General features: G+C 64.5%; 22 protein-coding genes. 14 read left to right on the top strand and 8 right to left on the bottom strand.

Annotation, left to right across the window (positions count from 1 at the left end; genetic code table 11):
* Nucleotides 1-6: 6 nt before the first annotated feature.
* From IE125_RS14720 to IE125_RS14700, 5 genes are all read right to left on the bottom strand, one after another.
* Nucleotides 7-1,218, bottom strand: a complete 1,212-nt coding sequence (locus tag IE125_RS14720) for a fumarylacetoacetate hydrolase family protein (RefSeq protein WP_189445420.1) — start codon at nucleotides 1,216-1,218, stop codon at nucleotides 7-9.
* A gap of 89 nt (nucleotides 1,219-1,307) precedes the next feature.
* On the bottom strand, nucleotides 1,308-2,363 hold the full coding sequence (locus IE125_RS14715; RefSeq protein WP_189445419.1) for an Ldh family oxidoreductase: 1,056 nt from the start codon (nucleotides 2,361-2,363) through the stop codon (nucleotides 1,308-1,310).
* On the bottom strand, nucleotides 2,350-3,882 hold the full coding sequence (locus tag IE125_RS14710) for a tripartite tricarboxylate transporter permease (protein WP_189445418.1): 1,533 nt from the start codon (nucleotides 3,880-3,882) through the stop codon (nucleotides 2,350-2,352). Before IE125_RS14710 ends, IE125_RS14715 begins: the two co-directional genes overlap by 14 nt.
* On the bottom strand, nucleotides 3,875-4,408 hold the full coding sequence (locus tag IE125_RS14705) for a tripartite tricarboxylate transporter TctB family protein (RefSeq protein ID WP_189445417.1): 534 nt from the start codon (nucleotides 4,406-4,408) through the stop codon (nucleotides 3,875-3,877). The genes IE125_RS14710 and IE125_RS14705 overlap by 8 nt, the downstream gene beginning before the upstream one ends.
* Nucleotides 4,409-4,479: 71 nt before the next feature.
* Nucleotides 4,480-5,463, bottom strand: a complete 984-nt coding sequence (locus tag IE125_RS14700; RefSeq protein WP_189445416.1) for a tripartite tricarboxylate transporter substrate binding protein — start codon at nucleotides 5,461-5,463, stop codon at nucleotides 4,480-4,482.
* Nucleotides 5,464-5,900: 437 nt separating this feature from the next.
* Here IE125_RS14700 and araD1 point away from each other — a divergent pair, with 437 nt between their 5' ends.
* Nucleotides 5,901-6,893, top strand: a complete 993-nt coding sequence (gene araD1 / locus IE125_RS14695; RefSeq protein WP_189445415.1) for an AraD1 family protein — start codon at nucleotides 5,901-5,903, stop codon at nucleotides 6,891-6,893.
* An 82-nt stretch (nucleotides 6,894-6,975) separates the two neighbouring features.
* Nucleotides 6,976-8,775 (top strand): IlvD/Edd family dehydratase, encoded by a 1,800-nt coding sequence (locus IE125_RS14690; RefSeq protein ID WP_189445414.1) that lies wholly within the window; start codon nucleotides 6,976-6,978, stop codon nucleotides 8,773-8,775.
* A 145-nt stretch (nucleotides 8,776-8,920) separates the two neighbouring features.
* Here the strand turns inward: IE125_RS14690 and IE125_RS14685 are convergent, their stop codons facing one another.
* Nucleotides 8,921-9,751, bottom strand: coding sequence for a sulfurtransferase (locus IE125_RS14685; RefSeq protein ID WP_189445413.1), 831 nt, complete (start codon nucleotides 9,749-9,751; stop codon nucleotides 8,921-8,923).
* A gap of 362 nt (nucleotides 9,752-10,113) precedes the next feature.
* Here IE125_RS14685 and IE125_RS14680 point away from each other — a divergent pair, with 362 nt between their 5' ends.
* Nucleotides 10,114-11,499, top strand: a complete 1,386-nt coding sequence (locus tag IE125_RS14680) for an NCS2 family permease (RefSeq protein ID WP_189445412.1) — start codon at nucleotides 10,114-10,116, stop codon at nucleotides 11,497-11,499.
* Between the two features lie 218 nt (nucleotides 11,500-11,717).
* Here IE125_RS14680 and rsgA read toward each other — a convergent pair whose 3' ends face one another.
* Nucleotides 11,718-12,764: a small ribosomal subunit biogenesis GTPase RsgA gene (gene rsgA, locus IE125_RS14675; RefSeq protein ID WP_189445411.1), complete on the bottom strand. Its 1,047-nt coding sequence runs from the start codon at nucleotides 12,762-12,764 to the stop codon at nucleotides 11,718-11,720.
* A 126-nt stretch (nucleotides 12,765-12,890) separates the two neighbouring features.
* Here rsgA and orn point away from each other — a divergent pair, with 126 nt between their 5' ends.
* A complete protein-coding gene (orn, locus tag IE125_RS14670) occupies nucleotides 12,891-13,457 on the top strand; it encodes an oligoribonuclease (protein WP_189445410.1) in 567 nt (188 codons plus the stop codon).
* A gap of 27 nt (nucleotides 13,458-13,484) precedes the next feature.
* On the opposite strand, the gene queG is transcribed toward orn, so the two are convergent.
* Complete coding sequence (gene queG / locus IE125_RS14665) at nucleotides 13,485-14,591, bottom strand: tRNA epoxyqueuosine(34) reductase QueG (RefSeq protein ID WP_189445520.1); 1,107 nt, start codon at nucleotides 14,589-14,591, stop codon at nucleotides 13,485-13,487.
* 179 nt (nucleotides 14,592-14,770) lie between these two features.
* On the opposite strand from queG, the gene IE125_RS14660 reads away from it, so the two are divergent.
* From IE125_RS14660 to IE125_RS14615, 10 genes are all read left to right on the top strand, one after another.
* The gene (locus IE125_RS14660) at nucleotides 14,771-16,258 is read left to right on the top strand and encodes an NAD(P)H-hydrate dehydratase (protein WP_189445409.1); all 1,488 of its coding nucleotides are present in this window, start codon (nucleotides 14,771-14,773) and stop codon (nucleotides 16,256-16,258) included.
* A gap of 13 nt (nucleotides 16,259-16,271) precedes the next feature.
* On the top strand, nucleotides 16,272-16,763 hold the full coding sequence (gene tsaE, locus IE125_RS14655) for a tRNA (adenosine(37)-N6)-threonylcarbamoyltransferase complex ATPase subunit type 1 TsaE (RefSeq protein WP_189445408.1): 492 nt from the start codon (nucleotides 16,272-16,274) through the stop codon (nucleotides 16,761-16,763).
* 92 nt (nucleotides 16,764-16,855) lie between these two features.
* The gene (locus tag IE125_RS14650) at nucleotides 16,856-18,322 is read left to right on the top strand and encodes an N-acetylmuramoyl-L-alanine amidase (protein ID WP_189445519.1); all 1,467 of its coding nucleotides are present in this window, start codon (nucleotides 16,856-16,858) and stop codon (nucleotides 18,320-18,322) included.
* A gap of 28 nt (nucleotides 18,323-18,350) precedes the next feature.
* Complete coding sequence (mutL, locus tag IE125_RS14645) at nucleotides 18,351-20,342, top strand: DNA mismatch repair endonuclease MutL (protein WP_189445407.1); 1,992 nt, start codon at nucleotides 18,351-18,353, stop codon at nucleotides 20,340-20,342.
* 46 nt (nucleotides 20,343-20,388) lie between these two features.
* Complete coding sequence (miaA, locus tag IE125_RS14640) at nucleotides 20,389-21,300, top strand: tRNA (adenosine(37)-N6)-dimethylallyltransferase MiaA (protein ID WP_189445518.1); 912 nt, start codon at nucleotides 20,389-20,391, stop codon at nucleotides 21,298-21,300.
* Between the two features lie 126 nt (nucleotides 21,301-21,426).
* Entirely contained in the window at nucleotides 21,427-21,678 is a 252-nt protein-coding gene (hfq, locus tag IE125_RS14635) for an RNA chaperone Hfq (protein ID WP_035469968.1), read from the top strand.
* 14 nt (nucleotides 21,679-21,692) lie between these two features.
* The gene (gene hflX / locus IE125_RS14630) at nucleotides 21,693-23,015 is read left to right on the top strand and encodes a ribosome rescue GTPase HflX (protein WP_189445406.1); all 1,323 of its coding nucleotides are present in this window, start codon (nucleotides 21,693-21,695) and stop codon (nucleotides 23,013-23,015) included.
* A gap of 228 nt (nucleotides 23,016-23,243) precedes the next feature.
* Complete coding sequence (gene hflK, locus IE125_RS14625; RefSeq protein ID WP_189445405.1) at nucleotides 23,244-24,491, top strand: FtsH protease activity modulator HflK; 1,248 nt, start codon at nucleotides 23,244-23,246, stop codon at nucleotides 24,489-24,491.
* Nucleotides 24,491-25,465 (top strand): protease modulator HflC, encoded by a 975-nt coding sequence (hflC, locus tag IE125_RS14620; RefSeq protein WP_189445404.1) that lies wholly within the window; start codon nucleotides 24,491-24,493, stop codon nucleotides 25,463-25,465. The genes hflK and hflC overlap by 1 nt, the downstream gene beginning before the upstream one ends.
* A gap of 250 nt (nucleotides 25,466-25,715) precedes the next feature.
* Nucleotides 25,716-26,897, top strand: coding sequence for an ATP phosphoribosyltransferase regulatory subunit (locus IE125_RS14615; protein WP_189445403.1), 1,182 nt, complete (start codon nucleotides 25,716-25,718; stop codon nucleotides 26,895-26,897).
* Nucleotides 26,898-26,952 lie beyond the last annotated feature (55 nt).

Here is a 26,952-nt window from a genome sequence, read left to right as displayed (position 1 = left end):
CAGGTTTCATGGCCGGCCGGTATCACCGTCGGTGCCCTCGCTGGCGGCGCGTCGTCGGGCGTGGTGGGCAAGCAGCGCACGGATGCCGAACTCCCAGGGCGGCAGTCGATCGCTGCGGTCGACAGTATTGCAAAGGGCGCCTAGTCGCGGCGTGGCGATCGTCACGCGATCGCCGACGTGGTGCGTGAATCCCTGGCCTTTGCCGTCGCGATCCTGAATGGGCGAGAACATCGTGCCGAGGAACAGCATGAAGCCGTCCGGATATTGATGGTGAGCGCCTCGGGTCTGTGCCACCAGGTCGAGCGGATCGCGGCTGATTTCACGCATGTCGCTCTCGCCCTCGAGCACGAAATCGTCGTCCTCGCCCTCGATTCGCAGCGACACCTTGGCCGAGCGCACATCGTCGATGCCGAAGTGCTCGTCGAACAGCCGGATGAACGGGCCAATGGCGCACGAGGCATTATTGTCCTTGGCCTTGCCGAGCAGCAGGGCGCTGCGCCCCTCGATGTCGCGCAGATTGACGTCGTTGCCGAGCGTGGCACCTCGCACCTGTCCGCTGGCGTCCACGGCAAGCACGATCTCCGGCTCGGGATTGTTCCACTGCGAGGCCGGATGCAGCCCGACCCGAGCGCCGTGACCGACGGCAGACAGCGGCTGCGCCTTCGAGAAGACTTCCGCATCCGGCCCGATGCCGACCTCCATGTACTGTGACCAGCCGCCGCGCGCCTGCAGCTCGGCCTTGAGTGCCATGGCTTCCGGTGAACCCGGCTCGATGCGTGAAAGATCGCCGCCAATCAGCGACTGGATCTCCTGACGCAGCGCGTTGGCGCGATTCAGATCACCGCCGGCCTGCTCTTCGATCACGCGTTCCAGCAGGCTGACCGCAAAGGTTACGCCGCACGCCTTGATCGCCTGCACGTCGCACGGGGCGAGCAGATACGGCGGTGTCGGCTCGCGTTCTTGCGCGTTGGCGAGAATGCCGGCGAGCGTGCCCAGTGACTCCCCGGGGGCCAGGCGGATGATGTCGGCAGCGTCGCTGCGCTCCAGCAGATCGGCCATGGTCGCGGCGTGGTTGGAGATGTCGAACAGCTCGCCTTCACGAAGGGCGACCAGAGCCGGGCCGGCGGAGGCGTCATCGTAGGTTCGCCAGACGCGGCCGACGAGCAGCGCGCGGGCGGCGTCTTCGGGGAGGCAGTCGAGATCGGTCGGTTGCGACATGAGTCATTCGTCTCCGGTTGTCCAACGGGTGAAACGGGGGTAGCTGGGGGAACTTGGGGAAAAAGAGGGGCCGATCAGCATCACCGGCGCTAGCCAAAGGCGGTGGTGCCCGCCAGTGACGAGCGCGACACCGCCTCCCGCATCGCCTCGACGACGTCTTCCGGCAGCGGAATGCCCTCGGCGAGATAGCGCTTGCGGCAGGCCAGACCGGTTTGTCCGGGCAGGCGGACCGGGTTTTTCGAATCGCGCGGCGTGGCATCGAGACAGCGGCGCGCCACGAAGTCGGTTTCATCGAGAAATGCCTGCGTGCCGCCGAATCTGGCCGGGTCGATGACCATCACCATGACCGAGGCGCCCCAGCCGGTCGGGGCATCCTTGCGGCCGAACCCGGCGAGTGCCGAAGTCAAGGCTTCGACCATCAAGCCCAGCGCGAATCCCTTGTGGCCGAACGCCAGCTCGCCTAGCGGCAGAATGCTGCCCGGTGGCTCGGCGAAGTAATCCTCGGGGTCGTCGCTGGCCTCGCCCCGCCCGGAGAGAATCGCCGGATGCTGGAGCTTGCCGCCAGCGGCGCGAGTCTTGGCGACGGTGCCGTTGGTGATCGTCGACATGCTGACATCGATCAGCATCGGCTGCTCGCGCCCGGGAATCCCGATCGCCAGGGGATTTGGCGTGTAGACGCGCTCCAGCCCGCCGAAGGGCGCGACCGAGGCGACCGCCGGGTCGGAGCTCAGGACCAGCGGGATCAGGTTGGCTTCGACCAGCGGTTTGAGGTAGGCGGCGAGGCAGGCGATATGGTGCGCGCGCTTGACGCTGACCATGCCGATGCCGAACTCGCTGGCGGCGTCCCGGCAGTGATCGAGCGCACGCTGCACGACGTAGGGCCCTAGCAGATAGTGCCCGTCGAACAGCGCCGCCACCGGGCTGGTGCGATGAATCTCCAGTACGCTGTCGTCACCCTTGGCGTGCCCCGAGATCAGATCCTTCAGATAGCCGTTGGCCAGTTTGACGCCGTGCGTATGGTGGCCCAGCAGATCGCCCTCCACGAGCACGTGGGCAGTGGTTTCGGCAACCGTGGGCGTGGCGCCGGCTTCGGCGAACAGGGACTCCAGCGTCTGGCGCAGCGTGGCGGCATCATGGCGTGTCATGGGGACCTCGGTTTTCGGACGGTTCCAGGGACGGTTGGTGGCGCGAGCGCCGGATCAGTCGAATCAGCGTCGGCAGCAGCCAGATCAGGATCACCAGGGCACCCAGGCCGGCACTGATCGGCCGCTCGAAGAAGGCGAGCAGGTTGCCATTGGACTTAAGCATCGAGCTCATGAAGCTGTTTTCGAGCGTACCGCCGAGAACCAGCCCGAGAATGGCCGGGGCCATGGGGAAGTCGTTGCGCGCCAGCACGAAAGCGACCAGTCCGATGATCAGCATGATCCAGATGTCGGTGATCGCGTTGTTGATCGCGAAGGCGCCGACGATGCAGAAGCTCAGGATGACCGGCATCAGCATCTTGCGCGGCGTGAGAATGAAAACCTTGGAAGCGCGAATCGCCAGGTAGCCGATCGGCAGCATGATCAGGTTGGCAACGAAGAAAACGGTGAACAGGGCATAGACCTGGCCGCCACCCTCCATGAAGATCGTCGGCCCCGGGTTCATACCCTTCATGTAAAGGACGCCGATCACGATGGCGGTGATGGTATCGCCGGGGATGCCGAACACCAGCGCCGGTACCCAGGCACCGCTGATGCCGGAGTTGTTGGCCGAGCTGGCGTCGACGATCCCCTCGATATGCCCGGTGCCGTACTTCTCCTTGTGTCGGGAGCGGCTCTTGCCGAGCGCATAGGCGATCCACGCGGCGATGTCCGCGCCGGCGCCTGGCAGGGCGCCGATCAAGGTGCCGAGCGAGCTGCCGCGGAGCACGTTTCGCCAGTACTTACGCAGATGGCGTGGCGCTTCGCTGAACACGCTGTCTGTCGCCTTGACCGGGACGCGACGCGCTTCCGTCTTCGTGCCGTAGAACATCATGATCTCGTTGAGCGCGAACATGCCGATCATGACCGGTATGAAGTTGATACCGGCCATCAGATCGGGGACGCCGAACGTGAATCGCGGTGCGCCACTCATCATATCGAGTCCGACGGTGGAGAGCAGAAGCCCGACGGTGAGCGACAGAAACGCCTTGAGACGCGAGCCGATGGCAATGAAGATCGAGCTGCTCAAACCAAGCAGGGCCAGCCAGAAGTACTCGAAAGAGCTGAAGTTGAGCGCTACCTCGGCCAGCGTCGGCGAGACGAAGACCAGCACGAGCGTGCCGAACAGGCCTCCGATGACCGAGCAGATCAGGTTGGTGCCGAGTGTCTCTCGCGCTCGGCCCTGCTGGGCCAGACGATGGGACTCGCCGACATAGGCGGCGGAGGCCGGCGTGCCGGGAATATTGAGATAGGTGCCTGGAATATCACCGGCGAAGATCGCCATCGCCGAGGTCGCAACGATCGCTGCAATGGCGGGCGTCGCGTCCATGTAGAAAGTGATCGGTACCAGCAGCGCGACCGCCATGGTCGCCGTCAGACCGGGAATGGCGCCGACGAAGAGACCGAAGACGGCGGCCGCGACGATGACCAGCAGCGTCTGGGCGTTGAAGACCATGGCCAGGCCTTGCAGGAAATCAGCCATGAGCGACCTCCATCGCGTCAGCGAGCGTGCGCAGTGGGCTTGCCGTTATGCCGACAGGCGAGGTCTGCGCAAACAGAGCGCCTTCCGGTAGCGGGATGAGCAGGTAGCTCGAGAACAGCCAGTAGATCAGCGCCGCGACGACGATCGAGACGACCAGCGCCAGCCAGAGCCTGGCACCGCGCATCAGCATCAGCACGATCATGGCCATCGCCATGCAAAGCGGTGCACCGAGAACGTCGCTGGCCAGGATGTAGAACACGATCAGTGCGCAGGGCACCAGCGAGATCAGCAGCCCGCGAACGTCGTAGCGACTCGAGGGCAAGCGCCGATCCGCCATCGCGGTCTTGAGCTGTCGAATCTGCGTCAGGGCGAGAAGCAGGCCGCCGATCACCATGCCTGCGCCGATCAGCGAGGGAAACAGCGAAGGGCCGAACTGCAGCGTCGGCATGGTGGGATAGGTCTGGGCGACGGCGATGACTACGCCGCCGCCGATGGCAAAGACCAGTCCGAGCAGGAAGTCTCTCATGGGCTTACTCTCACCGTGACTGTCTCACAGGATGCGTTCTCAAACGATGCGCTCTCGCGCGGGGCTCAAGGTCATTTGGCCAGGCCGACCTGTTCGACGATCTTGCCGAAGCGTGCATCCTGCTCCGCCATGAACTGACCGAAGTCATCCCCCGCTCGCCACTCGGTACCGAAGCCCTGCTTGGCCATGAAACTCTGATAGGTATCGCTTTCGTAGGCCGCCTTGATCGCGCTCGTCAGCTTGTCGACGACGGCCGGATCCATTCCCTTCGGACCGGCGATGCCGCGCCACTCGCCGATGGTGTAGTCGCTGCCGATGGCCTCCTTCAGCGTGGGTACGTCGGGGAAGGTCTCGAGCCGCTCGGGCGCCATGATCGCGAGGCTTTTCGCCTTGCCGGCATCGATCATCGATCGCCCCTCGGGTACCGAACTCGGCACGATATCGATGCTGCCGGCGGCCATCTCGGTCATGGCCGGTGCCGCGCCCTGGCTGGGAATCCAGGAGACGCGATCCGCCTCCATGCCCTGATCGAGCAGGAATCCCGCGAAGGCCAGATGCCAGACGCCGCCCTGACCGGTACCGGAAGCGGTATAGGTACGCGCCGGCTCACTCTTGACCTTGTCGACCAGCGCCTGGACGGAATCGAAAGGCCCATCGGCCGCCACCTGGATGCCGGCATAGTCGTAGTTGATCTGCGCGATCGGGGTGTAATCCTGGTAGGTGAGCTGCGTCAGCCCCTGCCAGTGCATCATGTTGATCTCGCCGGTGATCAGACCGAGCGTGTAGCCATCCGGTCTGGCCATCGCCATGGCGGTATGACCGACCACGCCGCTGCCGCCGGTGCGATTGACCACGTTGACCGTCTGCCCGAGCTCTTCTTCCATCGCCGCGGCAATGGTGCGCGCCGTCGCATCCGTACCCCCGCCGGCTGCCCACGGCACGATCAGCGTGATCGGCTTCTCGGGATAGTCGGCCAGTGCCGTCAGTGGCAGCGTCAGAGCCAGTCCGGCGCCAAGAATGTTGCAGAGTAGACGGTGCTTTCTGGTATGAGACATGGCGCATTCCTCGTCGATAGATGGAGCCACTGGGTGTTCTTTTCGTTACTCGAAGCTATGATCAATGACCATTGAGTGCAATATCCGTAAAGGCTAGACATTGGTATAGGAATCGTTGATCGCGCCTTAATTTGCTTCAGGGAAATGGAAAAATGATGCGCAGTGTCGTCAGCTGTTTTTCGAGCGTAGTCAGCGCTCTTCACCGCCTTCGAGCAGGACCGAAGACGAGTTCGACGGCGATAGATGACGAAACTAACCGGTGCCGGCGCCATCGTCGCTGCGGCGAAAGTCTATGTTGTACTTATTGGTTATATGTTCAACATAGGCGGAAGTAATGAGCGTCCGCCCCGAACGGGCGCCCGATATCCCGCGCCGGCGGGTCCTTATCGACTCGCGGTATCAGCCATTCGCGGTATCAGCCATTCCAGGAGTACGTCATGCGACTGATTCAATGCCTGCACGAGGACCGTCTGACGGTGGCTCAGGTCATGTCCGACGCCGAGGTTCGTGTCATCGCCGCCGAGGAGGGCGTCTACGGCCTGGCCAGACAGGCCATCGCCAGCGGGCGGTCATTGGCTAGCGTGGTCGAGGCTGCGGCGACCGATTCGCGGCTCGACTATGCGCAGATCGTCGAGGAGCGTCGGTTGCTGCCACCGCTGACCCATCCCGATCCCGCGCACTGTCTGGTCACCGGCACGGGGCTGACGCATCTCGGCAGCGCCGATACTCGTTCGGCAATGCATTCTGCCGATAAGGTGGACGAGAGCGAACTGACCGACTCGATGCGCATGTTCCGCATGGGTGTTGAAGCCGGCAAGCCGAAGGCGGGAGAGGTCGGGCCGCAGCCCGAGTGGTTCTACAAGGGCGACGGCGACTGCGTGGTCGCGCCGGAGGTCGAGATTCCTTCACCGGCCTTTGCCCAGGATGCCGGTGAAGAGCCGGAACTGGCCGGGCTATACGTGATCGGCGACGACGGTTCGCCGTGGCGGGTGGGCTATGCGATCGGCAACGAATTTTCCGACCACGTGACCGAACGCTTCAACTACCTGTGGCTGGCGCACTCCAAGCTGCGGGCCTGCAGCTTCGGCCCGGAGCTGTTCGTCGGCGAGCTTCCCGCGCACCTGGAGGGCACCAGCCGCATCGTCCGCGAGGGGCGCACGCTGTGGGAAAAGCCGTTTTTGACCGGTGAAGCCAACATGGCCCACAGCCTTGCCAATCTCGAGCACCACCACTTCAAGTATCGCAACTTTCGCCGCCCCGGCGACGTGCATGTTCACTTCTTCGGGACTGCCACCCTGAGCTTTGCCGACAAGATCGTGGTCGAACCCGGCGACCGCTACGAGATTGACCTGCCGGCGCTGGGGCGACCGCTGCGCAATGCGCTCGCCAGCGAGTCGGACTTCGGCTATTCGGCGGCTCGCGCGCTCTGATCGTGCGCCAGGCCTTTGATTTTCCATCAGGAGAGTGCGCGAGCAGTGCTCTTGTTCCTGTCCCGCGCCGAGCGACGCCATCATGACCGATCAACCCCGCGTTTCCCCGGAGCGACTGCGTTCGCGCTGGTGGTTCGATAACCCCCAACATGCCGGTACCACGGCGCTCTGTCTGGAGCGCTACATGAACTACGGCATCACGCTGGAAGAGCTCTCTTCCGGCAGGCCGATCATCGGCATTGCCCAGTCCGGCTCCGACCTGACGCCGTGCAATCGCCACCATCTCGATCTGGTCGAGCGGACCAAGGCGGGCATTCGCGCGGCCGGGGGCGTGCCGTTCGAGTTTCCGCTGCATCCAATTCATGAAAACGTACGGCGGCCGACGGCCGCGCTGGACCGTAATCTGGCCTATCTCGGTCTCGTCGAGGTACTTCACGGCTATCCGCTCGACGGCGTCGTCCTCACCACCGGCTGCGACAAGACCACGCCGGCGTGTCTGATGGCCGCGGCCACGGCGGACATCCCGGCGATCGTGCTCTCCGGTGGCCCGATGCTGAACGGCTGGCGTGGCAAGGAGCGCGTGGGCTCCGGCACGATCGTCTGGGAGTTGCGCAAGCGACTGGCGACCGGAGAGATCGACTATCCCGAATTTCTCGCCCGCATCGCCGACTCCGCGCCGTCGGTCGGGCACTGCAACACCATGGGTACGGCGTCGACGATGAACTCGATGGCGGAAGCGCTGGGCATGAGTCTGCCGGGATCGGCGATGATTCCCGCTGCCTACAAGGAGCGTCCGATGGCGGCCTACGCGACCGGTGAGCGGATCGTCTCGATGGTATGGGAGGATTTGCGCCCGAGCCGTATTCTGACCCGGGAAGCGTTCGAAAACGCCATTGTCGTCTGCTCCGCGCTGGGAGGCTCGAGCAACACGCCGATCCACATCAACGCGATCGCCCGACACACCGGGCTAGAACTGACCAACGGCGACTGGCAGCGCCTGGGTCACGATATTCCGCTACTCGCCAACGTGATGCCGGCGGGTGCCTATCTCGGCGAAGAGTTTTTTCGTGCCGGGGGCGTACCCGCCATCGTCAACGAGCTACTGGGGGCAGGGCGGCTGCATGGCGATGCCATTACCGCCAACGGGCGAACGCTCGCGGAAAACTGTCGAGGTCGAGAGACTCAGGACGACGATGTGATTCGGCGTTATAACGATCCGCTGGTGGAGGCCGCGGGCTTTCTCAACCTGAAAGGTAATCTGTTCGACTCGGCGCTGATGAAGACCAGCGTCATTTCCGATGATTTCCGCCGCCGATATCTCTCGAACCCCGATGACCCGAACGCCTTCGAAGGCAAGGTCGCTGTATTCGATGGCTCCGAGGACTATCACGCCCGCATCGATGATCCGACCCTCGGCATCGACGAAAACACCATTCTGGTGATGCGCGGCGCTGGCCCGGTCGGTCATCCCGGTGGGGCGGAAGTGGTCAACATGCAGCCGCCACAAGCGCTCCTCAAGCGCGGTATCGACTCTCTGCCTTGCCTTGGTGACGGGCGTCAGTCAGGAACTTCCGGCTCGCCCTCGATTCTCAACGCCTCTCCGGAAGCTGCGACCGGCGGCCCCCTGGCGCTGCTGGAGACCGGCGATCGTATTCGCATCGATCTCAAACGAGGCGAAGCCAATCTGCTCGTTGACGATGCCGAGCTGGCGGCGAGGCGCAACAGGCTCGAAGCCGGCGGCGGCTATCCCTATCGTGATCATCAGACGCCGTGGCAGGAGATTCAGCGCTGCATGGTCGAATCGCTGGATCGCGGCATGACGCTGTCACCGGCAACGAAATACCGCGCCATCGCCTGGGATCTGCCGCGGGATAATCACTGAGCTGCGAGCTGCGAGCTGCGAGCTGCGAGCTACGGAGAGGCCAGCAACATTCTTCGCTGGCCTCTTCCGTAGAGAATGTCACCCTGATTTTCGCGGCTTGCGGCTTGCGGCTTGCGGCTTGCGGCTTGCGGCTCGCGGCTCGCGGCTATTTCTCGACTGGAGTGTCGTCGCGGTTGCCCCACTCCTTCCAGGAGCCGGGATAAGCGCGAACGTTCTCGTAGCCCAACGCCTTGGCCGCGAGCCAGGTCAGGCCGCTGCGATGGTGACTCTGGCAGTGGGTGACGATCTCCTTGTCCGCTGTCAGGCCACGCGCTTCGAGTTCAGAGACGAGCTCAGCGTAGTCGCGCAGGCGCAGGTCGCGATCTTTATCCATGACATCCAGCCAGTCGAAATTGACCGCACCGGGAATGTGCCCGAGTTTGCGGTTGTCGCCTTTCGTGCCCTGATACTCGGCTGCCGAGCGTGCATCCCAGATCGCCAGCTCGCGAGATCCCACTTTTTCCAGCAGCTCTTCACGGCGAATCTGCACCTGCGGATTGAGAATCTCGGCTTGATAGTCGCTTGGCGTCGGCTCGCTCGGCGCGGTAGTGGTAGGGTGGCCGTCGGCGCGCCAGGCGTGGATGCCGCCGTTGAGGTAGGAGTATCGGCGATGGCCAATGAGCTCCAGCGTCCACAGAAGCCTTCCTGCCCAGCCGCCGCCTTCGTCGTCATAGGCAACGACATGTGTCTCCGGGGTCAAGCCCAGTTCCGAGAAGAGCTGGCTCAGCGCCTCTTCGGACGGCACATCGTTGGGGACGTCGCCACCGCCGGCGAGCAGGCGGCGGTGATCGAGAAACACCGCACCAGGCACGTGACCTTCGCGATAGCTGTCGGGCTTCAGCGGCACATCGACGATCATCAAGTCGGAGTCGTCTAGGTGGGCGGCCAGAATGCCGGGCTCGAGGATCAGCGGAAACTGCGGCGTCTCGGAACTCATGGGATCTCTCCTTGGCGGTGTCGGATCGCATCGGCGGATGACAATCAGCCGGGCCTGACGTCATGGCATTGCTCAGGACACCGGCTATCGCGCTTTCAGCGATCTCCTGTTCGTGACGATGATGGCACAGGCATCCGTTGCGCGTCAGGTGTGCGGCCTGCCAGAGCGCTCGGCCATTGGTTATACTGCGTCCCGCTTGGCGGCCTGAGCCCAGAAAGTTGACCGATAAGTCAACTTTTGGCTTTTCATTGTCATCGTTCTTGTATACAAAATGGCAAGGCGCTTGGGCAAAACGAAGCGCTCCGCGTTCGATGTGGTGGTTGCGTTTCTCGCCATTGCCATCAGTTTCGTTCGCGGCATCCATGAAGCAAGCGTGTCACCGCCAACAACAACGATCGTCCCGTCCAGGAGATAACTCCGTGCTCGACAAACTGTTTTCCCTCCGTGACCTGAACACCACGCCGAAGAACGAGGTGTTGGCCGGGGTCGCCACCTTCCTGGCGGCGATGTACATCATCGTGGTCAACCCCTCGATTCTCTCCGGGGCCGGCGTTCCCTTCGCCGGCGCGCTGACGGCAACAGTGCTGATCAGCTTCTTCGGCAGCGTGATGATGGGGCTCTATGCGCGCAACCCGATTCTCGTCGCGCCGGGCATGGGCATCAACGCGCTGTTCACCTACACGATGGTCATGGGCGCGGGCATTCCCTGGCAGACGGCGCTCGGCTGCGTGTTCTGGTCGGGGGTTCTGTTCGGTGTGCTGGCGCTATTCAACGTGCGCCGCTATGTGGTCGACGCCATTCCCGCGACGCTACGCCACGCCATCGCCTGCGGCATCGGTCTTTTCATCACCGTGATCGGCCTGGTCAATGCCGGCATGCTGGTCTCCAATCCGGCGACGGTGGTCGGGCTGGGCGAGATGTCGCCGACGCTGGTCACCTTTCTGGTCGGTCTCGGCGTCACCGCGATTCTGGTCGCACGCCGGTTCCAGGGGGCCCTGATTCTCGGCATCGTCTTCACCACGCTGATCGCCATTCCCATCGGGCGGCTGTGGGGTGATGCCAGCGCCATGTCGCCGACCGGCTCGGCGACGCTGGTCAACTTCCAGGGCATCTTTGCCTGGCCGGACTTCGGCGCCATGGGGCAGGTCGACTTTCTCGGCGCGCTGTCGATCGGCTACTGGCCGTTCATCTTCGTGATTCTCTTCACCACCTTCTTCGATGCCATGTCGACGTTCATCGGCGTGTGTCAGGCGGGGAACCTGCTGGATGAGCACGGTGAGCCGCGCAATATCCGCCGGTCGATGATGGTCGATGCCGCGTCGGCGCTGATCTCCGCACCGCTGGGAACCAGTCCGGCCAACGCCTACGTCGAATCCGCCGCCGGCATCAGTCAGGGTGGCCGCTCCGGACTGGTGGCGGTCGTCGCCGGGCTATTGTTCCTGCCGTTTCTCTTCCTCTCGCCGCTGTTGGCACTGGTCCCGGCCATCGCCACGGCGCCTGCGCTGATCATGGTCGGTGTCTTCATGCTCTCGCCGATCCGCACCATCGACTGGCAGCAGTACGACGATGCAATCCCCGCGTTCGTGGCCATGCTGCTGATCCCGCTGACCTACTCGATCACTCATGGGGTCGTGTTCGGCTTTCTGACCTACGTGGTGGTCAAGGTCGGCGTCGGCAAGTCGCACGAAGTGCGCCCGGCGATGTGGGTGCTGTTCTTCCTATCCATCCTGATGCTGTTCGAGGGGTGATCCAGACAGCCTGTGCTCGATCACTCTTCGTTAAAAAGCGGCTCGAAGTACTCATTTACCAACACGTAAACTCCGTCTTCTCGCCGCTTTTTGCCCCGATTGATCTTCGCTCGGCTGGTCTTAAGGTGGGTAGTCGAGCCATCGCCAAGGCTTGAAAAGGATCGCCGCGTCTCGACGCGGCGATTTTCGTTGTTGCAAGGCAGGACGAGCGGCCGCGTTCAGGCGTTGGCGACGTCATCCCGAATGCGTTGAAAACTGGCAAAGCGTTCGGGATGGATCTCGCCGCGCTCGACGGCGCCGAGCAGCGCACAGCCGGGTTCGCCACGATGCCGACAGTCGCGGAAGCGGCAGCGGCCGAGGAAGGGGCGAAATTCGATGAAGCCGTCGGCAATCTGCTGTTCGTCGAGGTGCCAGAGGCCGAATTCACGGATGCCGGGCGAGTCGATCAGATCGCCCTCACGTGGGCGGCCGCGCTCACCGTTCTCGGGCAGCGGGTAGAGGCGCGCCGTCGTCGTGGTGTGCTTGCCCTTGCGGGTATCCGCCGAGAGCGCGCCGATCCGCAGTGTCTCTTCCGGTAGTAGCCGGTCGATCAACGAGGATTTGCCGACGCCACTCTGGCCAACGAACACCGAGGTCTTGCCGCGCAGCTGCGCGTGAAGGGCATCGAGTCCGTGATCGCCCTTGGCCGACGCCTCGATCAGCGGGTAACCGAGCATGGCGTAGCGCGAGAGCAGGGCACGCAGTTCGCCGCCGGTGGCGGGCAGCAGATCGCTCTTGTTGAGCACGATCACCGGTGGAATGCCGGTATTCTCGGCGGCGACCAGGTAGCGGTCGATCAGGTTGGGGTGAGGGACGGGTTCGGCGGCGATGACGATCAGGATCTGATCGAGGTTGGCGGCGACCGGACGCATCTGGCTCTGGGCATCGGGTCGCTCGAGCACGCTCTCGCGCTCGCCGCGGGCGACCACCACGCCGCTGCTGTCGCTGGCCGCGCGCCATATCACGCGGTCACCGGTGACCAGGCCTTCCAGGTTGGCGCGCAGGTGGCAGCGGTGGCGGCTGAACTCGCCGTCATCGCCGAGCGCCTCGACCTCGAGCGTGCGGCCGAAGTGCGCGGCGATGCGCCCGCCCCGCTCGGGGCCGTATTCGCCGGCGTCGAGGCGTTCGCTGTCACGTGCGTCCTTACGTTCGGCGCGTTCGGCGCGCTCCGCCTGAATCTTCTCGACGCGCCAGCGCTGCTGTCGGGTCAGTTTGCGTCGGCTCATGGTCGGCGTTTGCTCATCGCTCGTGAGTCGGGGGTAGAATGGCCGGCATTGTAGCTTTACTGACTCGTCGTGTCCGCCCGCCAATCGATCGTGAGCGGGCGATCGCCGACGCAACCGGAGTTCATCATGTCGTCACCCGCCACCTCGCCGCGCAGCGATCTGCTTGTCTGGATCGATCTGGAAATGACCGGGCTCGATCCCGACCGGGAGCGCATCATCGAAGTCGCCACGCTGATCACCGACGATGCGCTCAATCTGGTGGCCGAGGGTCCCGTGCTCGCCGTGAAGCAGGCCGATGCGCTGCTTGACGGCATGGATGAGTGGAACCAGAAGACGCACGGCGAATCTGGCCTGATCGAGCGCGTGCGCGAAAGCGCCATCGGTACGGCGGAAGCCGAGCGACGCACGCTCGAGTTTCTGGCCACCTACGTCCAGCCCGGCACGTCGCCAGTCTGCGGCAACAGCGTGCATCAGGATCGCCGGTTCATGGAACGCGAGATGCCGGCGCTCAACGACTTCTTCCACTACCGCAATCTCGATGTCTCGACGCTCAAGGAGCTGGCCAAGCGCTGGAACCCCGGCGCCGCCAAGGGGTTCACCAAGCGCAACACGCATCAGGCGCTCGACGACATTCGCGAGTCGCTCGCCGAGCTCAAGCACTACCGGGAAACCTTCCTCAAGCTGGCGCCTTAACGCGCCCCTGCTGGCTGTCGCCGAGCGTCAAGCCGTCGCGATTCGCGCCGCATGCTTGTTGCGCTGCTCGGCGAGCGCCCATCTGACGTGCTCGCGGACCAGGTCCGAAGGGTAGGCAAGGCGGGCGCGCAGGGCGTGCTCGACCTCCTCGCTCCAGGGCGCGTTACCGAGACCGATAGCCAGATTGCGCAGCCAGCGCTCGTAGCCGATGCGCCGGATCGGGCTGCCTTCGGTGCGCTTGAGAAATTCGGACTCGCTCCAGGCGAACAGGTCGACCAGCGCGGCGCGATCGAGATCGTGGCGCGGCGCGAAGTCGGGCTCGTGGCTGGCGCGTGTGAAGCGGGTGAAAGGGCAGAACAGCTGGCAGTCGTCGCAGCCATAGACGCGATTGCCCATGGCGCGCCGGAACTCGACCGGGATACTGCCGTGCAGCTCGATGGTGAGATACGAGATGCAGCGGCGCGAGTCGATCACCTTGTCGTCGACGATGGCATCGGTCGGACACGCCGTCTGGCAGCTCGAGCAGGAGCCGCAGTGCTCTCTCTCGAAAGGCGGATCGACCGGCAGCGGCAGGTCGGTATAGATCTCGCCAAGAAAGAACAGCGAACCCGCCTTCGGATCCAGCAGCATGGCGTTCTTGCCAAACCATCCGAGCCCGGCCTTCTGCGCCAGCGCCCGTTCCATGACCGGCGCCGAGTCGACGAAGGCGCGGTAGCCGACCGGGCCGATCTCCGCCTGCAGCTGCCTGGCCAGACGATCGAGTCGTTTGCGGATCAGCTTGTGGTAGTCGCGGCCCAGCGCGTAGCGCGAGATGTAGGCTTTCTCCGGCTGCCCCAGCGTGCGCGTGGTCTCGACCTCCGGCGGGAGATAGTCCATGCGCGCACTGATCACCCGCAGCGTACCCGGCACCAGTTCCTCCGGGCGGGTGCGTTTGGTGCCGTGGCGCGCCATGTAATCCATTTCGCCGTGATGGCCGGCCTCGAGCCAGCGCTCGAGATAGCGCTCGTGTGTCGACAGGTCGGTATCGGTGATGCCGATGGCCTGAAAGCCGAGCTCGCGCCCCCACTGCTTGAGCCGTGCGGCGAGGTCGTCGAGATCGAGTGTCGGTCGCTGGGGCATGTCGGGATCGGGCATCGAGAAGGCGTGGCAAGAAGGCAGTGGCAAGACGCGTCGTCGTCGTCGGGTGCGCTACCCTACATCATGAGTGTCGCATCACACGATAGATGTTACTCCGCAACCCGCGCTCGATGCGCCAGACATGGCGTTCCGGTTCGATCGTGCTCGCGTTTTCATTTCTCATGACAGGAGTCTCCATGGCCACCTTGACCGCAGCGCACCCGCTATATCTGGCCGAACAGGTGCGAGAGCTGGAGCGGCGGTTCATCGCCGCCGAAAGCGATGGTTTCGCCCTGATGCGTCGTGCCGGCGAAGCAGCGTACCAGCTGTTGAGAGCACGCTGGCCCCAGGCGCGGCGTCTCTGCGTGCTGTGCGGTGGCGGCAATAATGGCGGTGATGGCTACGTGGTCGCGGCACTGGCCGCTGCGGACGGTCTGGCCGTCGATCTGATCGCCTTGAAGCCCGTACATTCGCTCGCTGGCGACGCGCGGCGAGCGGCGGAGCTGGCCGCGGAAGCCGGTGTCGAGCCCGTCGCCTGGCATGACGAGCTCACGCTCGACGGCGAGGTGATCGTCGATGCGCTGCTGGGCACAGGGGCGACAGGCGCCCCGCGCGAGCCGTTCGCCGCCGCCATTGAGCAGATCAATGCCGCCGAGCGGCCGGTGCTGGCGATCGATGTGCCCTCAGGTGTCGATGTCGACACCGGCGAGATCTTGGCCGCGGCCGTTAACGCGGCGATCACGATCACGTTCATCGGCGACAAGCCGGGGCTGCACACCGGTGCGGCGCTGGATGTGGTGGGGGATGTGATCCACGACGCGCTCGGGACCCGCGCGCTCGACGTTGCCGACGTTCGGCCGGTGGGCTGGCTGCAGGATCGAACGTGGCTGCGGCAGGCGCTGCCGCGACGCACGCCCAATAGTCATAAAGGCGCCCACGGTCACGTGCTCGTGGTCGCCGGCGCGCCGGGCATGGGCGGCGCCGCGCTGATGACCAGCGAGATGGTTGCCCGTGTCGGCGCCGGTAAAGTCAGCCTGGCCACCGATGCCGCCCATGTCGCGGCGAGCCTGACCCGGTTTCCCGAGATCATGGCGCGCGGCGTGCGCGGCGCCCCGGATCTGGCACCGATGATCGAAGCAGCCAACGTCATCGCGGTCGGCCCGGGCATCGGCAGCGGCGCGTGGGGAGAGGCGGCGCTCGCCAGCGTGCTCTCGGCCGACAAGCCCTGTGTCGTCGACGCCGACGGGCTCAATCTGCTGGTGAAGCACTGGCAGGGGACCCGACGTGACGATTGGGTTCTGACACCGCATCCCGGCGAAGCCGCTCGTCTGCTCGACTGCTCGACGGCGGAGGTGCAGCGCGACCGCCGCGGCGCGGTGATCGCGCTGCAGCGGCGCTGGGGCGGAACGGTCGTGCTCAAGGGCGCGGGCACGCTGATCACCGACGGCGAGCGACTCGAGCTCTGCCCATACGGCAATCCCGGGATGGCGAGCGGCGGGATGGGCGATGCCTTGACGGGGATCGTCGCCGGTCTGCTCGGCCAGCTGGGCGAGCCCGATCTGGCCGCGCGGATCGGCGTCATGATTCATGCGCTGGCGGCCGATGCCGCCGCGGCCGACGGCGGTGAGCGTGGCCTGCTCGCCAGTGATCTGGCATCCTATGCGCGTCTTTTGGCCAACCCTTGAAGTCAGCCCCGCCATGCCGATCTTTCTCGACGATGAAACTGCGCAGGTCACGTTCGGTGCCGATCTCGGTCACGCCCTGGAAGGGCGCGGCCAGGTTCACCTCATCGGCGAACTCGGTGCAGGCAAGACGACGCTGACGCGGGGCGTTCTTCGCGCCTACGGCCACGAAGGCGCCGTCAAGAGCCCGACCTACACGCTGGTCGAGCCCTACGAGCTCGGTCCGCACCATATCTACCATTTCGATCTCTATCGACTCGGCGATCCGGAAGAGCTCGAATTCATGGGCGCGAGAGACATGCTGAGCCCGGAGGCGCTGAGCCTGATCGAATGGTCGAGCCGGGGTGCGGGCTGGCTGCCGCAGCCGGATATCGAACTGCACCTGAGGCTCGAAGGCAGCGGGCGTCAGGCATGGGCGGTGCCGCACACGGAACACGGAAAGGCCGCACTGAGTCGGCTACCGGCGTCGCTTCGCGAAGTACCGTCGGACAAGGATGATGCATGTTGAAAGCAGGGCGACGAATGTCGGTAACTGACGATCACTGTCGAGTCGAGCAGTGGCTGGTATCCATGATGATCGGGTTGCAGTGCCTGTTGTCGATGGCGCTTGGCGGGCTGCACCGCGTTTTATGCCGCCGCTGGGTGCGCTGGCCGTTGACCGTGCTGGGATGTCTCGGCATTGCGGTGCCGGCACAGGCGGTCGACGTCGATAACATGCGGCTCTGGTCGGCGCCGGACCACGTGCGTCTGGTGTTCGACATGTCCGGGCCGGTCAATGCCAACGTCTTCACGCTCGATGACCCCGACCGGGTTGTGATCGATCTCGATGGCGCGGATCTGGACTTCGACGTCGATGCGCTCGATCTGGACGACAGCGCGATCGATGCCGTGCGCACCGGCGTGCGCGAGAGCGGCGGCCTGCGTGTCGTGCTCGACGTCAACCGTCGCGTCGTGCCGCAGAGCTTCACGCTGGCGCCCAACGAGCAGTACAGCGACCGGCTCGTGGTGGATCTCGAATATCCCGGCGAGAGCGCAGTCAAGGACCCGATCGACCCGATCGAGGCGATGATTCGCGATCAGGAGATCGCCGCGCAGCGGGCGAAGACCGAGGCCGTGGCCGAGGGCAAGCCCGAGCAGGCCGAAGAGGTTGCCGCGACCGTCGAGGCGCAGCCGCACCCGAAACGCGACATCATCATTGCGGTCGACCCTGGTCATGGCGGGGAAGACCCGGGGGCGTCCGGTCCGGGAGGCACGCACGAGAAGGACGTGGTGCTGCAGATCGCACGCAAGGTCAAGGCGCGCTTCGATCAAACTCCCGGATTCAAGGCCTTCCTGACGCGTGACAGCGACTATTACGTCGGTCTGCGTCAGCGCACGCTGATCGCGCGACAGCAGAAAGCCGACTTCTTTGTCTCGATTCACGCCGACGCGGTGCGCAGCAGCCAGCCTTTCGGCAGCTCGGTCTATGCGCTGTCGCAGCATGGCGCATCTTCGGAGACCGCGCGTTGGCTGGCTGTCAACGAGAACCAGTCGGATCTGATCGGTGGCGTCGACGGCAACCTGAGCCTGGATGACAAGGACGAGGTGCTGCGCGGCGTGCTGCTCGATCTGACCATGACCGCGACCATGAACGACTCGCTCGCCACCGGTTCTCAGGTGATCGATCAACTGGGTCGGGTCAACAAGTTGCACAAGTCGAGCGTCGAACAGGCCGCGTTCGTCGTGCTGAAATCGCCGGATATTCCCTCGCTGCTGGTGGAGACCGGGTTCATCTCCAACCCACGCGAGGAGCGCGCGCTCAAATCCTCGTCACACCAGGCGGAGCTGGCGCAAGCGATCTACGCCGGCATCGTGGCGCACTTCAGACAGCATCCGCCGCCCTCCAGCCTGCTCGCGTGGCAGCGCGATCAGGGGCGAGGCGGCGCCGGTGATGAATATCGCGTGCAGCCGGGCGATACCTTGTCTCAGGTGGCGGCCAGCCACAGCATCAGCATGAAGGCGCTGAAACAGGCCAACGGCATGGATACCGATATTCTGCGCGTGGGCCAGGTACTGACGATTCCATGAGGCCGCCAACGATGAGAGGGAGACCGAGATGACCGAATCAGCCCGCATCCGCATTCTCGATCCCCGGCTGGCCAACCAGATTGCCGCCGGCGAAGTGGTCGAGCGTCCCGCATCGGTGGTCAAGGAGATCGTCGAGAACGCCATTGATGCCGGAAGCCGGCGCATCGAGGTCGAACTGGAGTCCGGTGGCTCCCGGCTGATCCGCGTTCGCGACGACGGCATCGGCATCGACGAGAGCGATCTGCCGCTGGCACTCTCGCGGCACGCGACCAGCAAGATTTCGTCGCTGGATGATCTCGAGGATGTCGTGAGTCTCGGTTTTCGCGGCGAGGCGCTGGCCTCGATCAGCTCGGTGTCGCGGCTGGAACTGATCTCCAACGTGTCGGAAAGCCCCGATGGCGGCTGGCGTGTCGTCGCAGAGGGGCGCCAGATGGAGCCGAGGGTGACGCCGGCGCCCCATCCGCGCGGTACCTCGGTGCTGGTGCGTGATCTCTTCTTCAACACGCCGGCGCGGCGCAAATTTCTGCGTACCGAAAAGACCGAGTTCGGCCACGTCGAGGAGGCGTTTCGACGCCTGGCGCTATCGCGGTTCGATATCACCTGGCTGCTCAAGCACAACCAGAAAGTGGTACACCAGCTACCGGCGGTGGCCGAGGATCAGGCCGGTCGCGAGCGACGTATCGGCTCGCTGCTGAGCAAGCGATTTCTCGACGAGTCGCTGCATCTGGATCTGGAGGCATCGGGGCTGCGCCTCTGGGGCTGGGTCGGGTTGCCCGCACACTCGCGCGCGCAGGCCGATCAGCAGTATTTCTTTGTCAACGGGCGCATCGTTCGTGATCGGCTGGTGGCACACGCCATTCGCCAGGCGTATCGAGACGTTCTGTTTCACGGCCGCCATCCGGTGTTCGTGCTCTACCTCGAGCTCGACCCGCGCGTCGTCGATGTCAACGTCCATCCGACCAAGCACGAAGTGCGTTTCCGTGACGGCCGTCTGGTGCATGATTTCCTCTTCTCCAGTCTGCATCGCGCGCTGGCGGCGGTGAAGCCCAACGCTGGAGAGGCGGGTGAGGAAGAGGCGATACGCTCGCCGTCGGCAGAAACCGGCGCAGAGGGTGCTTCTCCGGCGGCAGAGCAGCCCGCCTGGCAGCAGCAGCGCATGTCGCTGGCGGATCGAACCAGCGGCCATGCAGGTGGTGGTTATACAGGAGGTGGGTATGCGGGGAACGCCGGACAGTCAGGCGCCGAGCGCCCGCCCGCGCAGCGCATTCGCGAGTTCATGGCCGGTTATCATGCGCTGCATCCTGATCACGAGACGATGCTGCTGACGCCTAAAGGCGGCGCCGCTGCCAGTCCCGGCGGTGAGGCGGCCGAGGTGGCACTACGCGAGCGCCCGGTCGCGCCGGTCGCGACGATGCCGGAAGCCGACGCAACGCAGGCGCCGCCATTGGGTTACGCCGTCGCGCAGCTGCACGGTGTCTATATCCTGTCGCAGACCGAGCGCGGCATGGTGATCGTCGACATGCACGCGGCGCACGAGCGCATTGTCTACGAGCGCATGAAACAGCAGATTCATGGCGGCGCGCTGCATGCCCAGCCGCTGCTGGTGCCGCTGTCGATGGCGGTCAGCGCCGCCGAGGCGGACGTCGCGGAAGCGGAGCGCGAGGCATTCGAGAAGCTCGGCGTCGAGCTGGATGTCGCCGGGCCGGAAACGCTGCTGGTGCGACAGGTGCCGGCGCTGCTCGCGGATGGCGACGTCGAGCCGCTGATTCGTGACATGCTCGCCGACCTGGAGGCGTTCGGCCGCTCCGACCGTCTGGAAACCCGGATCAACGAGCTGCTGAGCACCATGGCCTGCCACGGCAGCGTGCGCGCCAATCGCCTGCTGACGCTGCCGGAGATGAACGCGCTGCTGCGCGACATGGAGCGCACCGAACGCAGCGGTCAGTGCAACCACGGGCGGCCGACCTGGACAGAGATGTCGATGAGCCAGCTCGACAAGCTGTTTCTCAGAGGTCAATGATCGCGTGCCCCCCGTCCACGAACCCGATTCCCGTCCGCTGGCGATCATGCTGCTGGGCCCGACCGCCGCGGGCAAGACCGATAGCGCCATGGCACTGCACGATGATTTCGGCGCCGAGCTGATCAGCGTCGATTCGGCGATGATCTATCGCGGCATGGATATCGGCACCGCCAAGCCGTCTGCCGAGGAGTTGGCGCGGGCGCCGCACCGCCTGATCGACATCCGCGACCCTGCGCAGAGCTACACGGCCGCCGAATTTCGTCACGATGCCCTCGAGGAGATGGCGGCTATCGGCGCTGGCGGCGGGGTTCCGCTGCTGGTGGGCGGGACCATGATGTATGCCAAACGGCTGATCGAGGGTGTGGCCGATATGCCGCCTGCCGATCCGTCGCTGCGCGCGTCGCTCGAGCGTCGCGCCGAAGCCGAAGGGCTCGAGGTCCTGCACGCCGAGCTCGAGGCCGTCGACCCGGTTGCTGCCGGGGGCATCCACCCGCGCAATCGGCAGCGCCTCGTCCGCGCGCTCGAGGTCTACCGTCTCAGCGGTGTGCCGCTCTCGGTCCATTGGCAGCGTCAGGCTGCGGCAAACTTTCCGTGGCGACTGTTGTCCATAGCTCTCGCACCCGCGCAACGGTCCGTGCTTCACGAGCGCATCGCGCATCGATTCGATGCGATGCTGGCTGGAGGATTCGTGGAGGAAGTGGCTACATTGAGAGAGCGCGGCGACCTTCACGCGGATCTGCCATCGATGCGATGCGTCGGATACCGGCAGGCGTGGGAATTCCTCGAGGGCGCGTACGATCGCGAAACGCTGCGTGAGCGGGGCATCGCAGCGACCCGGCAACTGGCCAAGCGTCAGCTGACCTGGCTGCGGCGCTGGCCCGGGCTTCACTGGGTCGACAGCAGTGCACCGGACACGCTGGAGCGAATCGCGAAAATCGTGCGTGACCATGGGAGTTAGCGTAAGATGGTGGGCTTCGTCACAAGGGTTGTAAGCGGCCGCCAGCGTCGCCATATGATGCCGATTCAGGACGAATCTTCGCTCAACTAAAACAGCACGACTCATAACATTATTAGGGAGAGCAACATGTCCAAAGGACAGTCCCTTCAGGACCCGTACCTGAACATTCTGCGCAAGGAGCGCATCCCGGTTTCCATTTTTCTCGTCAACGGCATCAAGCTGCAGGGGCAGATCGAGTCCTTCGATCAGTTCGTGATCCTGCTGCGCAACACCGTGAGCCAGATGGTCTACAAGCACGCCATTTCGACGGTAGTGCCGTCACGTAACGTCCGGTTGCCGCCGCAGGACCCCAACGCTGCGCCCGGACTCGATAATTGATCGAGAGGTAGTGATTGTTTTTCGAACGTCCCGACGCCGGCGAAACGGCGATTCTGGTCCATGTGGACTTTCAGGACGAGCAGGAGCGCGAAGATCCGGGTGAACTCCTGGAACTGGTGCGCTCCGCTGGAGCGGTGCCGGCGACCCTGATCCAGGGCAGCCGGCGTCGTCCCGATCCTCGCTCCTTCATCGGCAGCGGCAAGCTCGACGACGTCAAGGCGGCGCTCGAGGCCCATCACGCCGAACTGGTCATTTTCAATCACGCCCTGTCTCCGTCACAGGAGAGGAATCTCGAGCGCTCGCTGAATTGTCGCGTGCTCGACCGGACGGGGCTGATTCTCGACATCTTCGCGCAACGTGCGCGGACCCACGAAGGCAAGCTCCAGGTCGAACTCGCTCAGCTCGAGTACATGTCGACGCGCCTGGTGCGCGGCTGGACCCACCTCGAACGCCAGAAAGGCGGGATCGGCCTGCGCGGTCCGGGTGAAACCCAGCTCGAGACCGACCGCCGGCTGCTGCGCGCTCGCATCAAGTCGATTCACAAGCGCCTTGAGAAAGTACGCAAGCAGCGCGACCAGAACCGCCGTGCGCGGGCGCGCGCCGAGGTGCCGAGCGTCTCGCTGGTGGGGTACACCAACGCGGGTAAATCGACGCTGTTCAACGCCGTGACGTCCTCCGAGGTCTACGCTGCCGATCAGCTGTTTGCCACGCTCGACCCGACGCTTCGCCGCCTCGAGGTGCCGGACGTGGGCGAAGTCGTACTGGCGGATACCGTCGGGTTCATTCGTCACCTGCCGCACAAACTGGTGGAGGCCTTCCGGGCCACGCTGCAGGAAGCCACCGAAGCCAGCCTGATCGTGCATGTCATCGATGCCGCCGACCCCGACCGAGAGCTCAACGTGGACCAGGTCGACCGGGTGCTGTCCGAGATCGATGCCGACGACGTGCCGCGACTGCTGGTCATGAACAAGATCGACCTGCTGGGTACCTCGCCACGCATCGAGCGTGACGATCAGGGGCGGCCGCAGGTGGTATGGCTCTCGGCGCGCAACCAGCAAGGGCTGGAGCTGCTTGGCGACGCGCTTGGCGAATGGCTGGCGGACGATATCCTGGACATCCGCTTGACGCTGACGCCCGAGCAGGGTCGACTACGAGCGGCACTGCATGAACTGCAGGCCGTGCGACAGGAAGATTTCGACGAACGCGGCCGTTCCTGCCTGGAGATTCGCTTGCCCCGGCGGGAGTTTATGCAGATGATGGCTCGCCTGGGCGAAAGCGCAGAAGACTATTTGCCCGCTCACGAACAGACGCCGATTGCCGATTGGGAACGGGTCTGACAGCAACGAGAGCGGGTCTGAAGCAAGGAATAATCGCAGGGGAGTTTCGCGGTCCGGCCGACGGCCGCGAAAAGTGCAGGGTGTCCACGATTCGATGACGAGTGCGTGCGCTGCCTGCCATTGCCACGGCGCCTTCTGGCGCGTGCTCTCCATGCCCGACGGTCGCACTCGCGCGTGGCGCGCGTGTCGTCCGACGCAACGCTTTGACTGCATCAGTGGAGAATAGGTATGGCTTGGAATGAGCCAGGTGGTGGCAACAACCAGCAGGACCCGTGGAGTGGCGGAGGGGGCCGTCGTCCGGGGGGAAATGGTGGCAACGGCGGCAACGGCGGCAACGGCGGTAACAACCGCGGCGGCAAGAACCAGGGACCGCCGGACCTCGATGAAGCGCTGAAGAAATTTCAGGATCGCATCAATCGTCTGCTGGGCGGTGGCAAGCGCAGTGGCACCGGTGACGGTAGCGGCGGTGGCAAGCGCAATCCGTTCGTGCTGCCAATCCTCGTGGTCATCGTGGCGCTGGTGATCTGGGCCGGCTCCGGTTTCCACCTGATCGATCAGTCGGAGCGCGGTGTCGTGTTCCGCTTCGGCAAGTACACCACGACGTTGAACCCCGGTCTGCACTGGAATCCGCCGATCGTGGACCACGTCGAAAACGTCAACGTCACCAGTATCCGTTCGGCCAACCAGACCGATTCGATGTTGACCAGTGACGAGAATATCGTACGCGTCAGCGTGTCCGCGCAGTACGTGGTCAGCGATGCCCACGCGTTTCTCGTCAACGTCAACGAACCGGAAATGACGCTGCAGAATGCGATGGACTCGGCACTGAGGCAGGAGGTCGGCAACATGCCGCTGCAGGAGATCTTGACCACGGGTCGTGATCGTCTGGGGCAGCGAGTGTTCGATCGCCTCAGTGCCTACATGGACGCCTACGGCACCGGGCTGCGCCTGCAGACGGTCAACGTCGAATCCACCTCGCCCCCGGATCAGGTACAGGACGCTTTCGATGACGTCATTCGTGCCCGCGAAGAACGTCAGCGTCTGATCAACCAGGCCAATGCCTACAGCCAGGCCGTCGTGCTCGAGGCGAAAGGTCAGAAGCAGCGCCTGGTCGAGGAAGCGCAGGGCTACAAGGCGGCGGCGGTGTCCGACGCGACCGGTCAGACCAACCGCTTCCAGTCTCTGCTGGGCCAGTATCAGCAGGCGCCAAACGTCACGCGTGAGCGACTCTACCTCGAGACGATCAGCCAGTTGTTGAGTAATACGCCCAAGGCGCTGGTCGATCTGGGCGACAGCGATGCCGTCACGGTCCTGCCGCTCAATCAGATGCAGAGCGGCGGCAAGAGCGGAAGCGCCAGTTCCTCGATGAGCATGCAGGAGCTCCAACAGATTTCCCGGCAGGTGGTCGATCACATGAACAGCAGCAGTAGCTCGCAGTCGTCTTCGCGTAGTTCCAGCCTGCGGGAGGGCCGCTAATGTTTAACAATCGTGCCCTGATCGGCGTCATTATCCTGGCGCTGCTGGCGTGGTTCGCCAGCGCCAGCTTCTACGTCGTCAACGAGACCGAGCGTGCCATCAAGCTGCGCTTCGGTCAGGTGATCGAGAACGATATCGGGCCCGGTCTGCATTTCAAGCTGCCGGTGTTCAACACGGTGCGGATCTTCGATACGCGGGTGCAGACAGTGGACTCCAGTGCCACGCGTTATCTGACCGCCGACTCCAAGGCCGTCATCGTCGACTCGTTCGTGAAATGGAAGATTGCGGATCCGCAGCAGTTTTATGAAGCCACGCGAGGCAACATTCAGGTCGCCGAAAATCTGATCTCGCCGCGTACCGACGAGGCGTTGCGTAACAAGTTCGGCCAGACCCAGATGTCGTCGATCATCCAGGAACGTATCGCGGCCGAGAGCAACGACAAGCAGCTGCCCGGCGGTGACAAGGCAGCCGACACGGTCGAGGGCGCACGCGAGGAGCTGATGGTCGAGCCGGTGCAGCAACTCGATGCGGCGATGCGCAAGGAACTGGGCGTGCACATTCTCGACATTCGCGTGAAGCGTATCGAGCTGCCGACCGAGGTCACCCAGGCGGTCTACGAGCGCATGAACTCGGAGCGTGAGCAGGCTGCGCGGACCTACCGTGCGGAAGGCTCTCAGCAGGCCGAAGCGATTCGTGCCGATGCCGATCGTCAGCGCCAGGAAATTCTGGCCAGCGGCCGACAGGAAGCCGAGACCACTCGCGGTCAGGGTGATGCGCAGGCGGCCAAGATCTATGCCAGCGCCTATCAGCAGGACCCGGACTTCTTCAGCTTCTACCGCTCGATGCAGGCCTACCGAGACAGCTTCGACGGCAGCGGCAAGGACCTGCTGGTGTTGAGTCCCGACAACAGCGACTTCTTCCGCTATCTGAAGAACCCCGAGCCTGGCGCCGCGGCGAGTGCCGCCACGCCTTGACTCACTGCGACCGCCTCCGGGCGGTCGCTTTCATTGGCGGATGGCGTTTGACCGATTCAAAACCTGACCCGCGGGATTTCTCCGTGGGCTTTTCGTGATACCATCGCGCAGCCGGGTCATCTCCCGGCTTTTTTGTGTGGCGACGGCTGGCAGGCCGCCTGCGATTCGCTCGACTTGGACTATCCGAGAATGGCGCCGCCCGGGTGTTGCCCTCGATCATTACCGACTTACCGCTTGGCAGGACAGGCTCATGACGATCGCTGACCGCTGGTTGCTTCCCGACGGCATGGATGAAGTGCTGCCGCCGCAGGCAACCCGGATGGAGGAGCTGCGGCGGACTCTGCTCGACCTGTACGACCGCTGGGGCTATGACCTCGTCATGCCACCACCCGTGGAGTTTCTCGACTCGCTGTTGACCGGGACCGGCACCGATCTGGATCTGCAGACATTCAAGCTGACCGATCAGCTGACGGGCCGCATGATGGGCGCGAGTGCCGATGTCACGCCGCAGGTGGCGAGGATGGACGCGCACTCGTTGAAGCGCCAGGGCCCCGTGCGACTGTGCTATTGCACGACCGTACTGAGGGCGCAGGCCGACAAGCATCAGGGCGGGCGTAGCCCGATGCAGGTCGGTGTCGAACTTTTCGGCCACGCCGGGCTCGATGCCGACATCGAAGTGCTGCGACTGGCGCTCTCCGGTCTCGAGGCGGCCGGCGCTGGCGAGATTCACCTGGCGCTGAGTCACATCGCCATCTACCGCGAGCTGGCACGAGAGGCGCAGTGGGACGAAGCGGTCGAGCGTGCACTCTTCGATGCCATCGAGCGCAAGGCCTACAAGCAGGTCGACGAGCTCGTCGCGACCCACGTGAGCGACCCCGCGCTGGCGCGGATGTTCTGCGAACTGCCGCGACTGCACGGGGGCGCGGAAACCCTGGAACAGGCCAGGCTGGCGTTGGCCGGTGCACCTGCTGCGGTGGGCGCGGCCCTCGATCAGCTGGTGCGGCTGCATCGTGGAGTCGTCAGCGAGCACCCCGGGGTATCGGTCTATTTCGACCTGGCCGAACTGCGCGGCTATCAGTATCACACCGGCATGGTGTTTGCCGCCTATGTGCCCGGCTACGGTCAGGCATTGGCCAAGGGCGGACGCTATGACGATACCGGTCAGGCCTTCGGGCGGGCGCGGCCGGCGACCGGATTCTCGATGGATCTGAAACAGCTGGCGACGCTTGCCGAGCGCGAGCCGCCGAACGACGGCATCTGGGCGCCGGCGGACGAGGATTCGGCCTTGAACGAGGTCATCAATCGTCTCCGCGCCGAGGGTGAACGTGTCATTCAGGCCCTGCCGGGGCAGCATACCGGCCCCGGGGCACATCGCTGCAACCGTCATCTCGTCCGCGAGGACGGCGAGTGGTGGACGCGGCCTCTGGGCTGAGCCGGCGGGCCCGTAAGGGCTGAGTCGAGACAGTCAGGTTGAGACGGTGGTGGCG

The sequence above is a fragment of the Salinicola rhizosphaerae genome (assembly GCF_014652715.1).
GTDB lineage: Bacteria > Pseudomonadota > Gammaproteobacteria > Pseudomonadales > Halomonadaceae > Salinicola > Salinicola rhizosphaerae.
This window is presented reverse-complemented; position numbering and strand designations above follow the sequence as displayed.